Raw genomic sequence first — 20,736 nt, forward strand, 5'->3', positions numbered from 1 at the left:
GGCTGTTTGGTTGATCGATTTTGTGCGCATCCTGTATATTGTTTTCTACAATATAAAGAATTGAATAAATCAATAGTAATGCCTGATTTAATAGTTTCCTTCGTAACTGTGCCAGGCATTTGATGACGACAGAATCTATGCACAAAGACAGAGAGCGAACGCTATGAAACCGGATGTAGATCCTCAAGAGACCCGGGAGTGGCTTGAGGCCCTGGAGGCCGTCTTGGAAAACGAAGGGGTAGAGCGGGCCCATTTCCTGATAGAGCGGCTGATCGATAAGGCGCGCCGCTCAGGGGCTTATCTTCCTCACAGTGCCAATACGGCCTACGTCAACAGCATACCCTTGACCAAGCAGCAGCGATTCCCGGGCGACGCAGCGATGGAACGGCGGATCCGCTCCTTTATACGCTGGAATGCCATGGCCATGGTGGTGCAGGCCAACCGCCTGAGTCCGGAGTTGGGTGGACACATCTCCAGTTTTGCTTCGGCAGCCACGCTCTATGATGTGGCCTTTAACCATTTCTTCCACGCCCGTAGTGAGTCGCGGGATGGGGATCTGGTCTTTTTCCAAGGACACTCTGCTCCGGGTATCTACGCCCGGGCTTTTCTGGAAGGGCGGTTGAGCGAAGAGGATCTGTATAGTTTTCGCCAGGAATCGGAGGGTGAAGGGCTCTCCTCCTATCCTCACCCCTGGTTAATGCCCGGATTTTGGCAATTTCCCACCGTTTCCATGGGGCTGGGACCGTTGATGGCCATTTATCAGGCGCGTTTTATGCGTTACTTGAGCGACCGGGATATCGTCAATACCGAGCCGCGCAAGGTCTGGGCGTTCATGGGGGATGGTGAGAGTGATGAGCCCGAGTCCCTGGGGGCTATTTCGCTGGCCGGCCGGGAGGGGTTGGATAATCTTATCTTTGTGGTGAACTGCAACCTGCAGCGGCTGGATGGGCCGGTGCGCGGAAACGGAAAGATTATCCAGGAACTGGAGGCGGTATTCCGTGGCGCCGGCTGGAATGTGATCAAGGTGATCTGGGGTGGCTACTGGGATCCGTTACTGGCCAGGGATAAGCAGGGGCTGTTGCAGAAACGGATGGAAGAGGCGGTCGACGGTGATTACCAGGCGTACAAGGCGAAGGGCGGCGCCTACACCCGTGAACACTTCTTCGGAAAATATCCTGAATTGGCCGATATGGTGGCCAATATGACCGATGAGGATATCTGGCGCCTGAATCGGGGTGGCCATGATCCGCACAAGATCTATGCCGCCTATGCGGCGGCGATGGAGCATAAGGGGCAGCCGACCGTGATCTTGGCCAAGACAGTTAAGGGCTACGGCATGGGGATTGCGGGTGAGGGGCAGAATATCACCCACTCGCAAAAGAAGATGGGCGAGGTGGCGCTGAAGGGATTCCGTGACCGGTTCAATATCCCGATCCCGGATGAAAAGATCAATGAAATGCCATTCTATAAGCCAGCGTCCGACAGTCCTGAACTGAAATATATGCAGGAGCGGCGGGAGGCACTGGGCGGCTATCTGCCGGCACGCTTTGCGGATACGCCGAAACTGGATGTTCCGGCGCTGGATTTTTTCAGCGTGATGCTGGAAGACAGCGGTGAACGGGCGATGTCCACCACCATGGCGTTTGTCCGTATCCTGTCAATACTGATACGGGATAAGCAGGTGGGCAAGCGGGTGGTGCCGATCATTCCTGATGAAGCGCGCACCTTCGGTATGGAGGGTATGTTTCGGCAGTTGGGTATCTACTCTTCAGTCGGGCAACTCTACACCCCGGTGGATTCGGACCAGGTGATGTATTACCGCGAGGACAAGCGGGGACAGATTCTGCAAGAGGGGATCAACGAAGCTGGCGCCATGTCTTCCTGGATTGCCGCGGCTACTGCTTATGCCAATCACGGTGTCAGTATGATTCCGTTTTACGCTTATTACTCCATGTTCGGTTTCCAGCGGATCGGCGATCTGGCCTGGGCGGCCGGTGACATGCAGGCGCGTGGTTTTTTGATCGGCGGCACTGCGGGCCGTACCACCCTGGCCGGTGAGGGGTTACAGCATCAGGATGGCCACAGTCATCTGCAGGCGGCGACCATCCCCAATTGTGTCTCCTATGATCCCACCTTCGCCTACGAATTGGCGGTCATCATTCAGGATGGCTTGCGGCGCATGTATCAGGAGCAGGAGAACCTCTTTTATTACATCACCGTGATGAATGAAAACTATCACCAGCCGGCAATGCCGAAGGGGGCGGAGGAAGGTATCGTTAAGGGAATGTATCGGTTCGCCTCGCACGGGCGCAAAAAATGCCGGGTGCAGTTGCTGGGAAGCGGCGCCATCCTGCGTGAAGTGATCGAAGCGGCTGAATTGCTGAAACAGGATTTTGCTATCTCATCGGATATCTGGAGTGTCACCAGTTTTAATGAACTGCGGCGCGAGGGTCTGGCTGTAGAACGCTGGAACATGTTGCATCCGGAGCAGCAGCCGAAAATCAGTTTTGTGGAACAGCAGTTGCGTCAATGCCCCGGTCCGGTGGTGGCGGCCACCGATTACATTCGTAGCTATGCCGACCAGATCCGTCCCTTTGTACCGGCCTCCTATCGTGTATTGGGAACGGATGGCTACGGGAGAAGCGATCAACGCAGTCAGTTGCGGAAGTTCTTTGAGGTCAATCGCTACTACGTGGTGGTGGCTGCCCTCAAGGCACTGGCTGACGAAGGGAGTGTGGAGCGGTCGGCAGTGACCAAGGCGATCAAGAAATATCGGATCGATCCGGAGAAGCCCAACCCGGTAACTGTGTGATGGTTAGGGAGGCGTCGATTTGACAGTACAGGATAAGGCATAAAAAGAGTTGGAGGCCCACTGTGGCGAAAGAAATAGATGAACGGGTGCCGGATATAGGTGACTTTGCCGGTGTGGAGGTGATAGAGGTGTTGGTCTCAGAAGGAGACCGCATTGCCGTAGAGGATTCGCTGGTCACCCTGGAGAGTGATAAGGCCACAATGGAGATACCGGCCGCCCATGCCGGACGGGTTAAGTCAGTCAAGGTCAAGGTGGGGGACACCATTAGTCAGGGTGATCTGCTGCTGATACTTGAGATGGAGGAGGCGAGAGATGAAGCGCCGGTCTCTGACGAGGTGCTGCCGGATGACGGCTCGGCCGCTGCGACGCAGGAAGCCAGGGAGGCTGAACCGGATAGTGATGGTGGTGAATCTCCCGATAGGGCGCAGGTAATTGAACGGATGCCGGGGGATAAGGCGACGCAACCGCCACCGGTGTTGCCTCACCCACTGGACGACCCCCGCGGGGTTGCCCATGCCAGTCCCTCCATCCGCAGTTTTGCCCGGGAGCTGGGTGTGGATCTGAGTCTGATTCGGGGGTCCGGCCGCAAGGGACGTATTACCAAGGAGGACGTCCAGGGATATATCAAACGGGCACTCCAGTCAGGAGAACATGGTCGGGCCTCCCCGTCCGGTGCCTTAAGCCTGCCGACGGTACCGGAGGTCGATTTCACCCGTTTTGGTGAGGTAGAGATAAAACCGCTCAACCGCATCAAGAAGATCAGTGGTGCCCATCTGGCCGCCTGCTGGCTCAATATTCCGCATGTTACCCAATTTGATGAGGCCGATATCACCGGGCTGGACGTGTTTCGGGCCGAACAGAAAGCGTGTGCTGCCGAACAGTCTATTAAATTGACCTTCATGCCGTTTTTGATGAAAGCCTGTGTCGGTGCACTCAAAGCGATGCCGGAGTTCAACAGTTCCCTCAGCCCGGACCGGGAGAGCCTGATCTACAAGCGGTACTTTAATATAGGTGTCGCGGTGGATACGCCGAGCGGTCTGGTGGTTCCGGTGTTGCGGGAAGTGGATGGAAAATCGATCTTCGAACTGGCGGCGGAACTGGGTGAGCTGAGTGACCGTGCCCGGCAGGGGAAGCTGACGCCGACTGACCTGCAAGGTGGTTGTTTCTCGGTCTCCAGTTTGGGCGGTATCGGCGGCACGGCCTTTACTCCTATCGTGAATGCCCCGGAGGTAGCGATACTGGGTGTGTCGCGGTCATTCATGAAACCGGTCTGGAATGGCAAGGAGTTCAAACCCCGTCTGATGCTGCCGCTTTCACTCTCCTATGACCACCGGGTCATCGATGGCGCGCAAGCGGCACGGTTTGCCGCGCTCTTGTCGTCGCTGCTGTCTGATATACGCCGGTTGCTGTTATAGGTGGGTGGACTGAGGGCTGTTTTTCTCCATTTAGGGGTGTTTTATGAAAATTTATAATTTCAATTTATTGGTAGATAGGCTACTCTTTGCATGATTTCGGGGTGAGATCAGAAAATAGTACGATTATCCAACTATTTTTTAATTTATTTTTGGCTTTTTTGTTTTTTTCGGGGTTTTTATAAAAAACAGTCGGGCCAGATCAGCAGCGGATAGCCTGAACATCAATAAATGGGTCTGTTCTTCCGGTTTGGATTAGGAGTGGGCAGTGTAATGAAGGTCTATCCAGAATTATGGAATTTTGCATAGGGTGAAGCAGAAGAGATGAATAACGATTCCGGCTCCAACAGCGCCCAGGGCGCAGTAGACATCCAGGCTGAAGTAGTAGTTCTTGGCGCAGGCCCAGGGGGCTATACCGCCGCCTTCCGTGCCGCCGATCTGGGTAAAAAAGTGGTCATGATCGAGAAGCACGCCAGCCTGGGCGGAGTCTGCCTGAACGTGGGCTGTATCCCTTCCAAGGCGTTGCTGCATTCGGCGGCGATCATCAATGAAGCAGTTGAGATCGAACACATGGGGATCAGCTTCGGCAAGCCGAAGATCGACCTGGACAAGATGCGTGCCGGTAAGGATAAGGTGGTGGGACGCCTGACCCAGGGCCTGGCGGCGCTGGCCAAGCAGCGTAAGGTTGAGGTGGTTAACGGTTGGGGACAATTTGAAAGTCCGAACCGGATCAGCGTCGATACCGATAAAGGTAAGGTGGTTATCGGTTTCGAAAACGCCATTATCGCCTGCGGATCCCGTCCGGTGGCGATCCCCGGCTTCCCCAATGACGACCCCCGTCTGATCAACTCTACCGGCGCCTTGGCGCTGGAGGATATTCCGAAAAAGATGCTGGTGGTGGGTGGCGGTATTATCGGCCTGGAGATGGGTACGGTGTATGCCACCCTCGGAAGTCAGATCGACGTGGTCGAGCTGCAGTCGAGCTTGATTCCCGGCTGCGATACCGACCTGGTCCGGCCGCTGCAGAAGCGCCTCAAGGATCAGTTCAACAGCATCATGCTGGACACCAAGGTTACCGAGATCAAGGCACAAAAGGGTGGTCTCAAAGTCAGCTTCGAAGGTAAGAACGCACCGGATAAGGCAGTGGTTTACGATAAGGTGCTGGTAGCGGTCGGGCGCGTCCCCAACGGCAAGCTGATCGGCGCCGATCTGGCCGGGGTCAAGGTGGATGAACGTGGTTTCATCGCGGTGGACCAGCACATGCGCACCAATGTGCCGAATATCTTCGCCATCGGTGACGTGGTGGGCAATCCCATGCTGGCGCACAAGGCGACCCATGAGGCAAAGGTTGCTGCAGAGATAATAGCTGGCCATCACGCCCTGTTCGATCCACTGACCATCCCGTCAGTGGCCTACACCAATCCGGAAGTGGCGTGGATGGGATTGACCGAAACCCAAGCCAAGGCAGAGGGTATCGCCTATGAAAAGGCCGCTTTCCCCTGGGCCGCCTCGGGACGCGCGTTGGGTATCGGTCGCGAAGAGGGGATGACCAAACTCCTCTTCGACCCTGAAACCAAACGTATCCTCGGTGCCGGTATTGTCGGTGTGAATGCCGGTGAGCTGATCGGTGAGACGGTTCTGGCCCTGGAGATGGGTGCCGATGCCGAAGATATCGGTCTGACCATTCATCCGCATCCGACGCTCAACGAAACCATCTGTTTTGCCGCCGAAATGGCCGAAGGTTCCATTACCGACCTGATGCCGCCGAAAAAGAGATAAACCGGGTTAACCCTCTCGGCGCAGCGTGTTGCGGGATTCACTCACCCGCAATCCTGCGCCGAACCTTATTATGGGAGCGGGATAAGCGATGCGACTCCACTACCGGGAATACGGCCGCTACAGCGAACAGCACCCGACGCTGATCTTTTTGCACGGCCTGCTGGGTTCTTCCTCGAATTGGCACTCGCTGGCGCGTGGGTTGGGCGATCGCTTCCATGTTCTGGTACCTGACCTGCGCAATCATGGGCGTTCCCCGCATGACGATGATGTCAGTTACCCGGCCCTAGCCCGGGATGTGGCGCAACTGATCGATGAACAGGGATTGGAATCGGCCCTGCTAATCGGGCACAGCATGGGCGGCAAGGCCGCCATGTGGCTGGCATTGGAACAACCGCAACAGGTGGTGGGTCTGGTGGTGGTGGATATTGCTCCGATCGTTTATCCGAACCGTTTTGGCGTGATCTATGACGCGCTGCACGCGGTTGATCAGGCGGCGGTTGGCAGTCGCGCCGAAGCGGATGCGATCCTGGCGGGTTATCTTGATGAAGTCGGCCTGCGGCAGTTTCTGCTGCAAAATCTCCACCAAAAGGATGGGCAGTGGGTTTGGCGCATGAATCTGCCGGCCCTGACCCGCGGTATGCCGGAAATAGTGGGGTTTCCACTAGCTAATAGTCCAGTTTATACCGGCCCTACGCTGTTTATCTACGGTGAACTTTCGGATTACCTGCAACCGGCGGCGCAGCCGATCATACAGTGTTTGTTTCCTCATGCCCGTCTGGAGGAGATTCCGCAGGCCGGACATTGGGTTTATGCCGAGCAACCCCAGGCATTCTCTGCCCGGTTGGACGCATTTCTGGATAACTTCTGACACCCTGAACATTCTTTTTTCGGCACGCGTGCTGACGGGCGGTCTTGATGTCATTCAACCTGTCGCAGTGTATTTTTAAAGGCGCACCGCCAATCGGTAGGGGTTAAATTATTCACAACATGCCGGCGCAATGTGCGGTATTCTTTTGCCTATAACTCTTCCTAAAGCAAAAAAACAGATAATCAAGAGTGGGGCCCGACAATGATGGACAGCACGCAAACCGAGATCGGCAGGGTTACCGAAGTACGCGAAAACATCATGATTGCCGAACTGACCCGGATGGATGGCGAAGATTTTCCCGTTGTCACCACTGCGTCCGATGAAGTGGCGGTGGGCCAGTTGGGGGCCTACATGATGGTCAAGCAGCGCGGCATTGAGGTGGTGGTCATGGTGATCAGTGCCGGTCAGGAACGTCTGGATGGCGGTGGTGTTTGTGGCACCCTGACCCTGGTGCCCCTGGGTGAGCTGGATAAGGATCATCGTTTTCACCGCGGTGTGATTCATTATCCAACACCCGGTGCGGCGGTGCACGTCGTACGTCCCGATGAGATTGCCATCCTGTTCGAAAAGTTTCAGTCCACCGGTTTTGAACTGGGTTACCTTCCCACCCTCACCTCCATGGGGGTCTGTCTCGATCCTACCGCCCTGTTTGGGCGCCACATGGCGATTCTGGGTCAATCCGGCGCCGGCAAGTCCTGGTCGGTGGCCAGCATTTTACAACGCACCGTCAAGGTGATGCCGAAAGCGAAGGTGATCCTGCTCGATCTGCACGGCGAATATGTCTGGAGTGATGGGGATGAACACCACTCTGCGTTTGAGGAGGGAACTTATCGCTATCTGGATGCGCGCAACCTGGAGATCCCCTACTGGCTGCTGACCTATGGTGAGTTGGTGGATCTGTTGATCGATCGCGATGACGCCAAGGCCTCCACGCAAATGGCGTTTCTGCGTGAAGTGCTGTTGATGTTGCGACGTAAGGCCAACAGCGGCATGGAGGATGCCCATATCACCATCGATTCGCCGGTCTATTTCTCCCTGGCGGAGTTGTTTCACCAGTTCAAACGGGCCAATGAACAGGTGACCGATTTCGGTAAGGTTAAAGGGGCGTTGTATGGTCAGTTCGATGAGTTTCTGATCAAGATGCAGAGCCGTTTTAACGATGTCCGTTACGATTTCCTGTTCAAGCCGAAAAGACGCAAATCATCCGCCTCTCTGGTGGATCTGCTGCAAGAATTTGTCGGTTTGGTTGAGCCGCAGCGACAGATCACGGTGATCGATTTCAGTTCGGTGCCGTTTGATGTGCGGCCGACGGTATCTGCACAGATCGGCCGGCTCGCCTTTGAATTCAACTACTGGAACCCCCAGTCCCGGGAGTTTCCTCTCCTGCTGGTGTGCGAAGAGGCCCACAATTATATTCCGCGTGAAGCCGGTACCCAGTTCGAGGGCACCCGCCGCTCGATGGAGCGGATCGCCAAAGAGGGGCGCAAGTACGGCGTGGGGCTGGCGGTGGTCAGTCAGCGCCCCCATGAATTGTCGGAGACTGTCCTGGCGCAGTGTGGCAGCTTTATCTGCCTGCGGGTAACCAATCCGGACGATCAGCAGTATATTCGCGATCTGGTACCGGATGCGGAGTCCAATCTGGTGAATATCCTGGCCGCACTGGGACGGGGCGAGGCGATGGCCCTGGGCGAAGCGGTGCCCTTGCCGACCCGTTTCCAGTTCCATCTGCCCAATCCAGCGCCGAACAGCAACGATATAGACTTCTACAATATGTGGCGTGATGGCCCCGGCACGGTCGATGTGGAAGCAATCGTGCGCCGTTGGCGACGCCAGGGACGTTGAGCCGTCCCATAAGATGAGTCGCTGGCCCAGAGCGAAAGCAGATTAACCGTGAAAAACGCGAAGTACGCGAAATAAGGACCCGCAAGGGACGAATTGATTTCGTGATTTTCGCGGTTAAATAAAGGTCGTCCCGCGGCCCCAGGTGCTGGTACGAAAGTCGCCTGACTGGGTTATAATACTACGCTTTCTTGACGGTATTGCCGTATGGTCGGCAGCAATTTACGGAGTTTCCCCATGTCAGCGTCTGGCGTAAAAAAGGTCGTACTCGCATATTCGGGTGGTCTGGATACCTCAATCATCCTTAAATGGCTTCAGGAGGAGTATGGATGTGAGGTGGTGACCTTTACCGCCGACATCGGTCAGGGAGAAGAGGTCGAACCGGCTCGTGCCAAGGCGCAGGCGGCCGGGGTCAAGGAGATCTATATCGATGACCTGACCGAAGAGTTTGCGCGGGATTTCGTGTTCCCCATGTTTCGCGCCAATACCATCTATGAAGGTGAATACCTGCTGGGAACCTCTATCGCCCGGCCGCTGATCACCAAGCGATTGATCGAGATTGCCAAAGAGACCGGCGCCGACGCCATCTCTCATGGTGCCACCGGAAAGGGCAATGATCAGGTACGCTTCGAGCTGGGCGCCTACGCGCTGATGCCGGATGTGAAGATCATCGCCCCCTGGCGTGAATGGGATCTGCTCTCGCGCGAAAAGTTGATGAAGTACGCCGAGGAGCACGGCATTCCGGTGGAGATGAAGCGCAAGGGCAAATCCCCTTACTCCATGGATGCCAATCTGCTGCACATCTCCTACGAAGGCTACGACCTGGAAGATCCCTGGTGTGAGCCGTCGGAGGAGATGTGGCGCTGGAGTGTGTCGCCGGAAGCGGCGCCCGATACCCCTACCTACATCGAACTCACTTTTGAAAAGGGTGACGTGGTGGCCATTGACGGTGAAGCCATGAGCCCGGCCAAAGTGATGACCGAGCTGAACCGGATAGGCGGCGCCAACGGTATTGGAAGGGATGATATCGTCGAGAACCGTTATGTCGGTATGAAATCGCGCGGCTGCTACGAGACACCGGGCGGCACCATCCTACTCAAGGCACACCGCGCCATGGAGTCCCTCACTCTGGATCGCGAGTCCGCTCACCTGAAGGATGAGTTGATGCCCAAGTATGCCGAATTGGTCTACAACGGTTACTGGTGGAGCCCGGAGCGCGAAATGCTGCAGGCGGCCATCGACCAGACCCAGACCGTGGTGAATGGGGTGGTACGACTGAAACTGTATAAAGGCGGCATCATGGTAGTAGGCCGTAAATCGGAAACCCACAGCCTGTTCGACGAATCCATCGCCACCTTCGAAGATGACGCCGGGGCCTATGACCAGAAGGATGCTGGCGGCTTCATCAAGCTCAACGCCCTGCGTCTGCGTGTGGCGGCCCGCCGTCGCAATCGCTGACATGAGCCAGGTGACGGATAATCGCGAGCACACCCGCTTTGCCCTGCGTTCCCAGGTAAAACTGGTGGACGCCGAGGGCAAACAGCGGGAGGTCTACACCAAGGATCTTTCACATGGTGGCCTGTTTTTGATTATCAAGGAAGAGCCACTCCCGGCCGTTGATTCGGAAGTCGAGGTGACGGCGATGGATATTGAAGACCCGTTGCCGCAACGTGCTGTAGTGGTGAGGACCGAACCTGGCCGAGGCATCGCCATCAGGTTTTTATAACCCATGTCCAAGCAGACGATTAAACGTGCTACAACCGTGGCGGTTCGCGTCGATGGCGTGACCATTGGCGGGGGATCACCCGTTGTCATCCAGTCGATGACCAATACCGACACGGCGGATATCGCGGCTACCGTCCGTCAGGTGACGGAGCTGAGCCGTGCCGGCTCCGAACTGGTGCGTGTCACGGTCAACACCGAAGAAGCGGCCCGTGCCGTCGCACCGATCCGTGACGGATTGGATAAGTTAGGCGTGAATGTCCCGCTGGTGGGCGATTTTCATTTCAACGGCCATAAGTTGCTGCAGAAATATCCAGACTGCGCCCAGGCGTTGGCCAAGTACCGGATCAATCCGGGCAACGTGGGAAGAGGGGCCAATCGGGATGAAAAGTTTGCCGCCATGATCGAACTGGCTTGCCGTTATGACAAGGCAGTACGCATCGGCGTCAACTGGGGCAGCATGGATCAAGAGTTGGTGGTGCGCATGATGGACGAAAACGCCCGTGCCGCCGAACCGCTGGATAATGACCGGGTGATTCGTGAAATCATGGTGGTATCGGCACTGGATAACGCTCGGCGTGCCGAGGAGTTGGGACTGGGGCGTGAGCGGATTCTCCTCTCCTGCAAAATGAGTGGCGTGCAGGATTTGATTGGGGTCTATCGGGAACTCTCTCGGCGTTGTGACTATGCCTTGCATCTCGGCTTGACCGAGGCGGGCATGGGCTCCAAGGGGATCGTCGCTTCCACCGCCGCCCTGGCGGTGCTGCTGCAGGAGGGTATCGGCGACACCATCCGTATCTCCCTGACTCCGGAACCGGGTGGCGCCCGTACCCAAGAGGTACAGGTGGCTCAGGAAATTCTGCAGTCCATGGGATTGCGCTCATTCACCCCCATGGTCATCGCCTGTCCCGGTTGCGGGCGCACCAGTAGCGTATTCTTTCAGCAATTGGCCCAGGAGATCCAGGCCTATCTGCGTCAGCAGATGCCACTGTGGCGCGACCGGTATCCCGGTGTGGAAGAGATGAACGTTGCGGTAATGGGCTGTGTGGTCAACGGACCGGGCGAGAGCAAGCATGCCAATATCGGTATCAGCCTGCCCGGCAGTGGCGAGGTGCCGGTGGCCCCGGTGTATGAAGATGGGGAGAAAACCGTCACCCTGAAAGGGGAGCATATTGCCGAGGAGTTTCAGCGCTTGGTCGAGCAGTATGTGATGCGCCACTACGGCTGAAAATACCCCAGTTTACGCGTGTTGATCTGTCGCTATTTAAATCCGACCTGTTCCGCATAGATATCTTTCAGCAGACGTTTAAATTCGGGATGGTTTAGCAACTGTTGTTGTCCTGCGTCGATCAAACGTTGTGCCGCCTGCTTCGGCAGGTTGAAATCCGTGGGGATGGTGGAGAGCGGTTCGCCATCAATCTGCCCCGGACTCTCTTCCAGGTTGATTTCAATAATATAGAGCTCAGGCTGACAGCGGGTTTTATCCTGGCAGGGGCCGGCGCCATTCTCCTTTAGCCAAGGGCCCATCTGACTGTGCAGATACGCCTTGGTCTCGAAGTTATAGTTGCTGAGCGGTGTAGTGCTGGCCGCATCCAGAATCACCGATTGCGGCGGATGGTCCGGGCTCTTTTCCCACTCACTGGGCAACCGCGCGGCGGCGTCGATTTCGATCAGCACGATGCGCTTGGCTTGCTCCACCACTTTACGTTGTTTGGCGTCATTCAGACCATCATGAATGACGATCTGGTCCACCATCGCGCGCAGTCCCAGGTTGTCGGCCAGGCCGCCATCCAGTAAATGGATGTAGGGGTGTGCCGGCTGATTCAGGTAACGGTTCCAGGTTTTGGCCAGCCGATAACGTCTGGGGTTGGTGTGTTTTTCCGTCAGGCCGATCTGTACCCATTCCGGGATAGGATAGCCGCAACTGCCGGCCCGGTTGTTCAGGACGATAGGGGTGAAGATAAGCGGAACCGCGCTGGAGGCGGCGACGGCCCGGGCAACCGGGAAGTGGTCGCTATCCGAACAGATCAGGGAGAACAGTTCCGGGGTGAAGCCGAAGCGGCTGCCTTTAAACAGATCGGTGGCGTTGATGATCACGACCGGTCCCTGGTTGTCGAACAGCTCGCTCAGTGTGTGCTCGCCGAACAATTTCTCCCGGAAATACTCATCCAGTATATCGCCGGAACCGAACGTGGTGGATGAGAGGCGAGACAGGTTATCCAGGGACAACAGGCGTTGGCGAATTTCATCCCGGACATTTTTTTCAATGAAGTCGTTTCGAAAGGTCTTGAATAGCTGTTCGCCATAGAGGCCGTAGTAAGCGGCGATGATGCTACCCCCAGACACCGCGGAAATGATGTCCACCTTATCCAGCAGGGATGCCGCATTAGGCAGGGTGGTGAGCGGGGTCTGATGTAATGCTTCCATGACCCCATAAGCGAAGGCGGAGGCGCGGTTGCCGCCCCCGGAGAGGGTCATCAGCACGATGGTGGAATCCGTCGAGTAGGTAGTTTCGATCGGTTTGGCTACCACCAGGGGTGGATTGTCGGGAAACCGGGCGGTACTGGCGCAGCCGCTAATCAGCAACAGGCTGGTCAGTATGGCGTATACCTGTTGAAATCGATTCATGGAAGCGAGAGTGTGTCCTGTTTTTGACTGTCGCAGGATTACCCCATCCGACGGGTGTGCTTGTCAAGCCGACGAATCGTTTGTTTCCCGATTCTGTATTGCCCGAGCCCAGCTCTCCATGGCGGTGTTGGCGACAGGCATGGGCGCCTCCATGAAGGTGATATGAAAGCTCTCCGGTAGTTCAACGACGCCGATTGAGCGGGGGCGTACAGCCATGGCCTGGGGTGTCGGCAGGGTAAAACCGAAACAGAAAACGATATTGCTCGCGGCCAGGATATCTTCATGAATCTGACCATTCGGCAAGGCGCTTGTATGGGCGTAATGATCAAAGACGGCGATAAAGGTCGCGGCGGAATCGGCTTCGATACAGCTTTTAAGGTGGTTGAGTATCTGCTCGACACTACGAAAGGTGGTCTCTGATTTGCCAATCTCCAGCGAGAACAGGGAGTATGACTCTCGCGTGAGGGATTGCTGCATGGCGGGCTCCTGAAGAATGCTGTGTGAATTCCATAACTCAATCAATTTGCTCAGAGGTTAATGGCTTCAGCGGGCCCGTGCATTGAAAAATCTCAATGTCACAAAATTGTTTGTCAATTGTCAGCAATAAATTCGAGATTGCGTATGTCCAGCAGATATTTATTTGGTTCGGTCTCCACCAGCAGACTCTGGCGTTTGAATTCGGCGATGGTCCGACTGGCGGTTTCGGTGGTGATGCCGAGCATCGCCCCCATATCCTCCCGGGGGAACAGTTCGCACTCACTGGATTCCTGATTGCGTACCAGTCGCAGCAACAGCCGGGCGACCCGCTGTTTGGCGGAACCGGTAGAGAGCTCGGTGAGCCAGGCATCGGCCTCTTCCAGCGCTCGCTGCCAGCGATTCAGCAGTTCCTGGTGTAATTTTGGATTGGTTTTTGACAGTGCCTGCACGACGCTGACCGGCAGACTGCAGGCCTGGGTCGGTTGCAGCACTACCGCATCATGTTTGTAGGGCTGGCCCAAAAGTGCTTCCAGTCCGGTGACATCGGTAGAGCGGATCAACCGCACGATACGTTGCGTCCCGTCGGGCAGGTACTGGATCAGTTTCAGTACGCCACTGCGGATGGTATACAGCCGATCGGCCTGGTCGCCCGCACGGTAAAGGGTTGAACCGGCAGGTAGGGTGTACAGATCAATGGGCTGATGGATAGTGTCGAAATCCTTCTCATCCAAACCGGCAAACAGCACGGAATTACGCAGCGTACAGCTGATGCAGTCGGCAACGCCTTCCCAGGCTTCTTTATCGGAGAGGTTTTTCATTCACAGTACTCTATATGAGGGACCCGGTATCCATTACACAGGGGAGTATTTCAAATTATACCCCAGTTGTGTCGCCAACTTTCAGTAGAGGTAGCCGGAGGGACGGCGAGCCGCTGTTTTACAGTAATGCGGTTCGGGCCCCACCGGCGGTCTACGGGTTGGATGTCGTCCCCGGTATCCGGTCACCCTACCTTCGGAAGATGGGCCAGAGACTTTTTGATCGCCTCTTCCGGATAGTCATAATCCTCCAGTTCGCCGGCAAAGAAGCGGTCGTAAGAGGTCATGTCAAAATGTCCATGGCCGGAGAGGTTGAACAGTAAGGTCTTGGCTTCGCCGGTTTCGGCACAGCGCCGCGCTTCACGGATGGTGGCGGCGATGGCGTGGGTCGATTCCGGAGCCGGTACAATACCCTCGCTCTTGGCAAACAGCACGCCCGCCTCAAAGGTTTCGATCTGGGGCACCGCCACCGCACCCAATAGCCCTTCGTTGTAAAGTTGACTGATCAATGCCGAGTCACCGTGGTAGCGCAGACCGCCGGCATGAATACCGGGGGGCATGAAGTCGTGGCCCAGTGTGTACATTTTCATCAGCGGGGTCAGGCCGATGGCGTCGCCGAAGTCATAGGCGTAGGTACCCTTGGTCAGTGTCGGGCAGGAGGTAGGTTCTACGGCGACCAGTTCCACCTGTTTGCCTGCCGCCTTGTCGGCAAAGAACGGGAAGGCGATACCGCCGAAGTTGGAGCCACCGCCACAGGGGGCAAAGATCATGTCAGGGTATTCGCCGACCATGGCTAACTGCTTTTTCGCCTCTTCGCCGATAATGGTCTGGTGCAGCAGCACGTGGTTTAACACCGAGCCCAACGCATAGTTTGTGTCGGGACGGCCGGCGGCGATCTCCACTGCTTCGGAAATGGCGATACCCAGCGAACCTTCACTGTTCGGATCCTTGGCCAGTATGGAGCGACCGGATTCGGTCAGGTCGGTAGGGCTGGCATGAACGTTTGCGCCCCAGGTGCGCATCATGGTGCGGCGATAGGGTTTTTGGCCATAGCTGATCTTGACCATAAATACTTCCACATCCAGGCCGAACATCTGTCCGGCCAGTGCCAGGGAGCAACCCCACTGTCCGGCGCCGGTCTCGGTGGTCAGTTTCTTGATACCTGCCTGCTGGTTGTAGTAGGCCTGGGCCACCGCGGTATTTGGCTTGTGAGAACCGGCCGGGCTGACCGATTCATTCTTATAGAAGATCTTGGCCGGCGTGTTCAGCATCTTTTCCAGACGATGGGCGCGGTACAGCGGGGAAGGGCGCCATAGGCGCAGCACCTCGCGCACTTCGTCCGGGATCTTGATCCAGCGCTCGGCGCTCACCTCTTGTTTAATCAACTCTTCAGGAAAGATGGCAGCCAGGGCATCCGGCCCCACCGGGTTACCGTCGGGCCCCAGCGGCGGGGAGGGTGGATTCGGCATATCGGCCACCACGTTATACCAATGGGTGGGCATCTCGGATTCTTTTAATAGAATCTTGGTCTTCATCTCAAGGCTACTCCCAAGTTTTTGTAGTTTGGAGGGATCAGATCTGCGGGTCTCTGTCGGACCGATCCCGCAATCTTCACATATTAGGTGTGCCCGATGCCACCGTTTTAGCCCACATTGACCCGAGAGAAGGATAGAGGAAGTTTCCGTTGTAATTAAATTCATCTGTGCGGGAGACTGGCTTATAAAGGTGAAAACCATCAATAATATAGTTCGTCGTTATCCTCTGGCAGCTGGCTACGGTACAATCGGCGTCCCTTGGAGCAACGGTGTGATGGGTGAACAATGGCGCTGATCAATCTGCGCAAGATACAGCTGGGCTTTGGTGGTCCGGCCCTGCTGGACAATCTGGACCTAGCGATTGAGCGCGGCGAGCGGATCTGCTTGCTGGGACGCAATGGCGTCGGTAAGTCGACCCTGATGAAGCTGATCGCCGGTGAATTGCAGGCGGATGACGGGGAGTTCTCCATCCAGCAGGGAGCGGTGATCACCCGCCTCACCCAGGAGGTTCCGGAAGGCATAGAAGGCTCGGTGTTTGACGTGGTGGCGACCGGCTTGGGTGAATTGGGCGATCTGGTACGTCGCTTTCACCAGATTAGTCATCAACTGGCCACCGAAAGCAGTGACAAGTTGCTGGATCAACTCTCCCGGGTGCAGCATGAGCTGGAGGCAGTGGACGGCTGGCAGTCCGAGCAGCGGGTCGAGACGGTGATCTCCAAACTCTCCCTGGATCCGGATATCGCCTTTGCCGCGCTCTCCGGTGGTTTGAAACGCCGCGTGCTACTCGCCCGTGCCCTGGTGCAGGCGCCGGATCTGTTGCTGTTGGATGAGCCGACCAACCACCTGGATATCGCCTCTATCGATTGGTTGGAAGAGTTTCTGCTCAGTTACGACGGCACGCTGCTGTTCGTTACCCACGACCGTATGTTCCTGCGCAAACTGGCTACCCGTATTATCGAACTGGACCGGGGGCAACTCACCGACTGGCCGGGCGACTACGAAAACTTCCAGCGCCGCAAGGCCGAGATGCTGAATGCGGAAGAGAAGGCCAATGCCCGCTTTGACAAGAAGCTGGCCCAGGAAGAGGTGTGGATCCGTCAGGGCATCAAGGCGCGGCGCACCCGCAACGAAGGCCGGGTGCGCGCCCTACAGGCGTTGCGTGCCGAGCGCAAACAGCGTCGTGAACGCGCCGGCAATGTCAGCATGGCGCTGCAACAGGCCGAGCGCTCCGGCAAGCTGGTGATCGAGGCGGAAGGGATCAGCTATGCCTGGGATGGCAAGCCGATTGTGCGTGACTTCAGCACGACCATCATGCGGGGGGATCGTATCGGTGTCATCGGACCCAACGGGGCCGGCAAAACCATACTGCTCAACTTGCTGTTGGGTAAGCTGAAGCCGGACAGCGGTACGATCAAGCACGGCACCAAACTGGAGGTGGCTTACTTCGATCAGCTGCGCGCCCAGTTGGATGACGAGAAGTCGGTGATGGATAACGTCGCCGACGGCAGCGACAAGGTGGAGATCAACGGCAGCAGCAAACATGTGATCAGTTATCTGCAGGATTTCCTGTTTATGCCGGACCGGGTGCGACAGCCGGTCAAGGCGCTTTCCGGCGGTGAGCGTAACCGGCTTTTGCTGGCACGCCTGTTCAGCAAGAGCGCCAATGTGCTGGTGATGGATGAGCCGACCAACGACCTGGATGTGGAGACCCTGGAGCTGCTGGAAGAGCTGCTGCTGGATTATCAGGGTACCCTGCTGCTGGTGAGTCATGACCGGGTGTTTCTCAACAACGTGGTGACCAGTACCCTGGTATTTGAAGGTGAAGGGCAGATCAACGAATACGTGGGCGGTTACGATGACTGGCTCAGCCAGCGCAAGGTGCCGGCGGTGCCAACCATAACCCAATCTGTACCGGCTAAGTCTGTGCAGGCAAAATCGACTCCGGCCAGACAGGCGCCGGTTGTGTCGTCCGGCAAGCCGAAAAAACTGAGTTATAAGGATCAGCGTGAACTGGATGCTCTGCCCAAGCTGATCGAGCAGTTGGAAGGGGAGTTGGAAAAACTGCAGATGATGGTTGCTGATCCCGCTTTCTATAAGCGCCCCCAGGAGGAGAAAGCCGAGACGCAGCGACAGTTGCAGGAGACTGAGTTGGCGCTCGAAACCGCATACGGGCGTTGGGAAGAGCTGGAGTCATAAGCAGTCGGACTGAACGCTACAGCTATTGTCCTACTCAGGTTGCAAAGCAGATTTCGGATCGTTTGGTCTTCGCTTTATATAAGGCAACATCTGCTTGTTGCAGTAGCTCGTCCGGGGTTAGGCCATGCTCGGGGAACACGCTGGCGCCGATACTGGCGCCTATTTCCAGAACGTGATTGTTGATGAGGAAGGGTTCCTGCAAAGCACGTATAATCCGGTCGCCGATTTTCTGGACGAACCCGTAGTCACTGATAAATTCCAATAATATTGCAAACTCATCACCGCCGATCCTGGCCAGCAGATCCGTCTCTCGCAGACAGGTCTCAATTCTCCTGCATACTTCGATCAGTAGTGCGTCACCGACATGGTGTCCGTGTCGATCATTGACGGGCTTGAATAGATCCAAATCCACCAGCAGAACACTGAACTTCCTCTCGGATCGTTTGGCCAGCTTTACCGTCCGATCCATGGTGTCGGCAAATTTCCTGCGGTTTGCAATGCCCGTCAGCGGGTCTTCATAGGATTTCTTCTCCAGTATCCGTTCCATCTGTTTTTGCATAATGACGCTGGCGAGCGCATTGGAGACGGTTTCAAGAAACTGGACTTCAAGTGGGGATTGCCTATGGCCATGCATGACGTAGAGGTTAATGACTCCCAGGGTTCTATTTTTATCCAATATCGGAATGCAGTAGTGGCCGTGGGGTTCCATTCCATTTGGGCGAATTTCGTGGTGATGATCGATCTCCGTCTTGTGGATAATGGTTCCATGCTTTGCCGCCTTACCACACAGGCAGGTGCCAAAATCCACCCGTCCACATTTTTGTAATAGCGGTTCGCCAAGATTTTGTGAGGCGACCATTTCCAAGCTGGTGCCGTCATCGCCTGCCAGAAATATACAGCCCTTCGATTCAACTGCCAGCCATTTGACGTTAAGGATGATATCGAGGCATCTACGCAGGATTTCGTGTAGATTTTTGTTGCCATGTGCGACGGTCAAAACATCATAGAGTGCGGAAGCCGCTTCGGCCCGCTTTTTCGTCATCTCATTGGATTCATCCAGCAGGGCGGTGGTAAAGACACCTCCCTGAATCAGAGAAACAATGACGATCACCATCGCCGCCAACAGATAGGTATCGATGTAATTTGAAAAGGTTCGGGTGAACTCGACCGGTATGAAATCGACCCCCAACATGGCGGTGTAATGCATCGATGCAATGGCAACCCCCATGATGATGGCGGCAAAAATCTTCAAGGTTAGCCGCTGCAGGATCGGTGAACTACGGAAATAGTTGAGTAAGACGATGGCAATGGATGAGACCGCAATGGCGATAACAATAGATAAGACAACAATAGGCCAGGCGTACTCCATGGTTGCATTCATCACCATTGCCGCCATACCCGTATAATGCATACCGGCGATGCCGGATCCAACGCCCGTACCAAACAGCATGGCTTTGGCCGGTTTGATCTCCTGCCTGGAACGTATGGGGACAACGGCCATCGAACAGACCCCTACGGCGAGCGCCAATGACAACAACGTCATGGTGGTATCGTAGTGGACAGGAATAGGCAGATGAAATGCGAGCATGGCAATAAAGTGCATGCCCCAGATGCCTGTTCCGAGACTCAGGCCGAAGGCGGAGATCCACACGCTGTCCCATTTCCAGTTTGTGGAGGAGTAGATACGCGTGACACTGGTGAGGGCGACAAATGCAGAGATGATTGCCACTGCAATGGAAAGGACAACCAGAGAATGGCTGTAACTCCCTATTAAGTACTGCATGTCATCCCCTGAAATCAAATCGCCTTAGGCTATTTAGTATATGTTAAACGTCTGTCAGATTGTATTGAATCTGATGCAACTTTGACTGACCGGTGGAGATAACTCTGGCCCGATTGTCTGGGTGACGTTTGTGACCGACAAGCGGAATCCGTCCGGGTGTTTGGATCGATAAGTGAAGGGCGATCTGCCCCTACCGTTTCAATAACCTACAATATAACCGGGACTTTCAAATTGAGGATAACCGGATGGTTGGTCTGACTCATAAGCTGATGTTTACCATGCTCTGCGTGGCTACGGCAGTCATGGCGGCAGAACCGCCGCATGATCGGCTGCTGGATCAGCGCTTTGCCGAACTGAAGCAGGCGCCGGATGAGTCGCGTGCGCGTGAAATCGAACAGGCGATCTGGAAACTGTGGATGAAGTCAGGGAGTGCCGAGATCGATAAGTTGATGCAGCAAGCGCTGGAGGCGCGCCGCTGGGGAGATTACGACAAGGCGCTCGGACTGTTGGATCGAATGATCGAGATGGATCCCCAATATGCCGAAGCATGGAACCAACGGGCCACCATCCATTTTCTGCGGGACGAGTATGAGCCGGCCTTGGCGGATGTTGCCAGAACACTGCAACTGGAGCCGCGCCATTTTGGTGCCATGGCCGGTCGCGGTGTCATCCGGCTGCACCAGGGGAAGACGGCCCTGGCCATCCAGAGCATCAAGGCGGCGATGGATTACCACCCCTTCCTGAAGGAACGGACACTGGTACCGGCGCAGTTTTTAGCGCCATCTGCAGAGCCGCGTTAACACCGGGCGTTACATTCGATTTTCAAGCCTGCGATATCGAGTCCACAGTATTTAGTGGGGCGCCGGGCCG

Annotated in this window: 15 protein-coding genes; 10 read left to right on the forward strand and 5 right to left on the reverse strand. The window is 56.0% G+C overall.

Going from position 1 to position 20,736, the window contains the following annotated elements; genetic code table 11:
- Nucleotides 1-163: 163 nt before the first annotated feature.
- The 8 genes from aceE to ispG all read left to right on the forward strand — a co-directional run bounded on the left by aceE (nucleotide 164) and on the right by ispG (nucleotide 11,660).
- Nucleotides 164-2,812 carry a pyruvate dehydrogenase (acetyl-transferring), homodimeric type gene (gene aceE / locus ACQY5R_RS03090; protein ID WP_428604344.1) on the forward strand — a complete coding sequence of 883 codons (2,649 nt, stop codon included), beginning with the start codon at nucleotides 164-166 and terminating at the stop codon, nucleotides 2,810-2,812.
- Nucleotides 2,813-2,874: 62 nt separating this feature from the next.
- A complete protein-coding gene (aceF, locus tag ACQY5R_RS03095) occupies nucleotides 2,875-4,227 on the forward strand; it encodes a dihydrolipoyllysine-residue acetyltransferase (protein WP_428604347.1) in 1,353 nt (450 codons plus the stop codon).
- 321 nt (nucleotides 4,228-4,548) lie between these two features.
- Complete coding sequence (gene lpdA, locus ACQY5R_RS03100; RefSeq protein WP_428604349.1) at nucleotides 4,549-6,003, forward strand: dihydrolipoyl dehydrogenase; 1,455 nt, start codon at nucleotides 4,549-4,551, stop codon at nucleotides 6,001-6,003.
- An 88-nt stretch (nucleotides 6,004-6,091) separates the two neighbouring features.
- Nucleotides 6,092-6,871, forward strand: coding sequence for an alpha/beta fold hydrolase (locus ACQY5R_RS03105; RefSeq protein WP_428604351.1), 780 nt, complete (start codon nucleotides 6,092-6,094; stop codon nucleotides 6,869-6,871).
- A gap of 201 nt (nucleotides 6,872-7,072) precedes the next feature.
- Nucleotides 7,073-8,713 carry an ATP-binding protein gene (locus tag ACQY5R_RS03110; RefSeq protein WP_428604353.1) on the forward strand — a complete coding sequence of 547 codons (1,641 nt, stop codon included), beginning with the start codon at nucleotides 7,073-7,075 and terminating at the stop codon, nucleotides 8,711-8,713.
- A 234-nt stretch (nucleotides 8,714-8,947) separates the two neighbouring features.
- On the forward strand, nucleotides 8,948-10,168 hold the full coding sequence (locus ACQY5R_RS03115) for an argininosuccinate synthase (RefSeq protein ID WP_428604356.1): 1,221 nt from the start codon (nucleotides 8,948-8,950) through the stop codon (nucleotides 10,166-10,168).
- A 1-nt stretch (nucleotide 10,169) separates the two neighbouring features.
- Nucleotides 10,170-10,436: a PilZ domain-containing protein gene (locus ACQY5R_RS03120; RefSeq protein ID WP_428604359.1), complete on the forward strand. Its 267-nt coding sequence runs from the start codon at nucleotides 10,170-10,172 to the stop codon at nucleotides 10,434-10,436.
- A gap of 3 nt (nucleotides 10,437-10,439) precedes the next feature.
- Entirely contained in the window at nucleotides 10,440-11,660 is a 1,221-nt protein-coding gene (gene ispG, locus ACQY5R_RS03125) for a flavodoxin-dependent (E)-4-hydroxy-3-methylbut-2-enyl-diphosphate synthase (RefSeq protein WP_428604361.1), read from the forward strand.
- Between the two features lie 32 nt (nucleotides 11,661-11,692).
- On the opposite strand, the gene ACQY5R_RS03130 is transcribed toward ispG, so the two are convergent.
- The 4 genes from ACQY5R_RS03130 to ACQY5R_RS03145 form a co-directional block, all read right to left on the reverse strand.
- A complete protein-coding gene (locus ACQY5R_RS03130) occupies nucleotides 11,693-13,060 on the reverse strand; it encodes a patatin-like phospholipase family protein (protein WP_428604364.1) in 1,368 nt (455 codons plus the stop codon).
- A 63-nt stretch (nucleotides 13,061-13,123) separates the two neighbouring features.
- On the reverse strand, nucleotides 13,124-13,537 hold the full coding sequence (locus ACQY5R_RS03135) for a DUF6858 family protein (protein WP_428604366.1): 414 nt from the start codon (nucleotides 13,535-13,537) through the stop codon (nucleotides 13,124-13,126).
- 113 nt (nucleotides 13,538-13,650) lie between these two features.
- Complete coding sequence (locus ACQY5R_RS03140; protein ID WP_428604368.1) at nucleotides 13,651-14,355, reverse strand: Crp/Fnr family transcriptional regulator; 705 nt, start codon at nucleotides 14,353-14,355, stop codon at nucleotides 13,651-13,653.
- Between the two features lie 182 nt (nucleotides 14,356-14,537).
- Nucleotides 14,538-15,887 carry a TrpB-like pyridoxal phosphate-dependent enzyme gene (locus tag ACQY5R_RS03145; protein ID WP_428604371.1) on the reverse strand — a complete coding sequence of 450 codons (1,350 nt, stop codon included), beginning with the start codon at nucleotides 15,885-15,887 and terminating at the stop codon, nucleotides 14,538-14,540.
- A gap of 285 nt (nucleotides 15,888-16,172) precedes the next feature.
- On the opposite strand from ACQY5R_RS03145, the gene uup reads away from it, so the two are divergent.
- The gene (uup, locus tag ACQY5R_RS03150) at nucleotides 16,173-18,083 is read left to right on the forward strand and encodes an ATP-binding cassette ATPase Uup (RefSeq protein WP_428604373.1); all 1,911 of its coding nucleotides are present in this window, start codon (nucleotides 16,173-16,175) and stop codon (nucleotides 18,081-18,083) included.
- Nucleotides 18,084-18,117: 34 nt separating this feature from the next.
- On the opposite strand, the gene ACQY5R_RS03155 is transcribed toward uup, so the two are convergent.
- Nucleotides 18,118-19,866, reverse strand: a complete 1,749-nt coding sequence (locus ACQY5R_RS03155; protein WP_428604376.1) for a diguanylate cyclase domain-containing protein — start codon at nucleotides 19,864-19,866, stop codon at nucleotides 18,118-18,120.
- Between the two features lie 245 nt (nucleotides 19,867-20,111).
- Between ACQY5R_RS03155 and ACQY5R_RS03160 the strand changes: the two genes are divergently transcribed.
- Nucleotides 20,112-20,666, forward strand: a complete 555-nt coding sequence (locus ACQY5R_RS03160) for a tetratricopeptide repeat protein (RefSeq protein WP_428604378.1) — start codon at nucleotides 20,112-20,114, stop codon at nucleotides 20,664-20,666.
- The last annotated feature ends 70 nt before the right edge of the window (nucleotides 20,667-20,736 follow it).

Source organism: Sedimenticola sp. (assembly GCF_050289425.1).
GTDB lineage: Bacteria > Pseudomonadota > Gammaproteobacteria > Chromatiales > Chromatiaceae > Sedimenticola.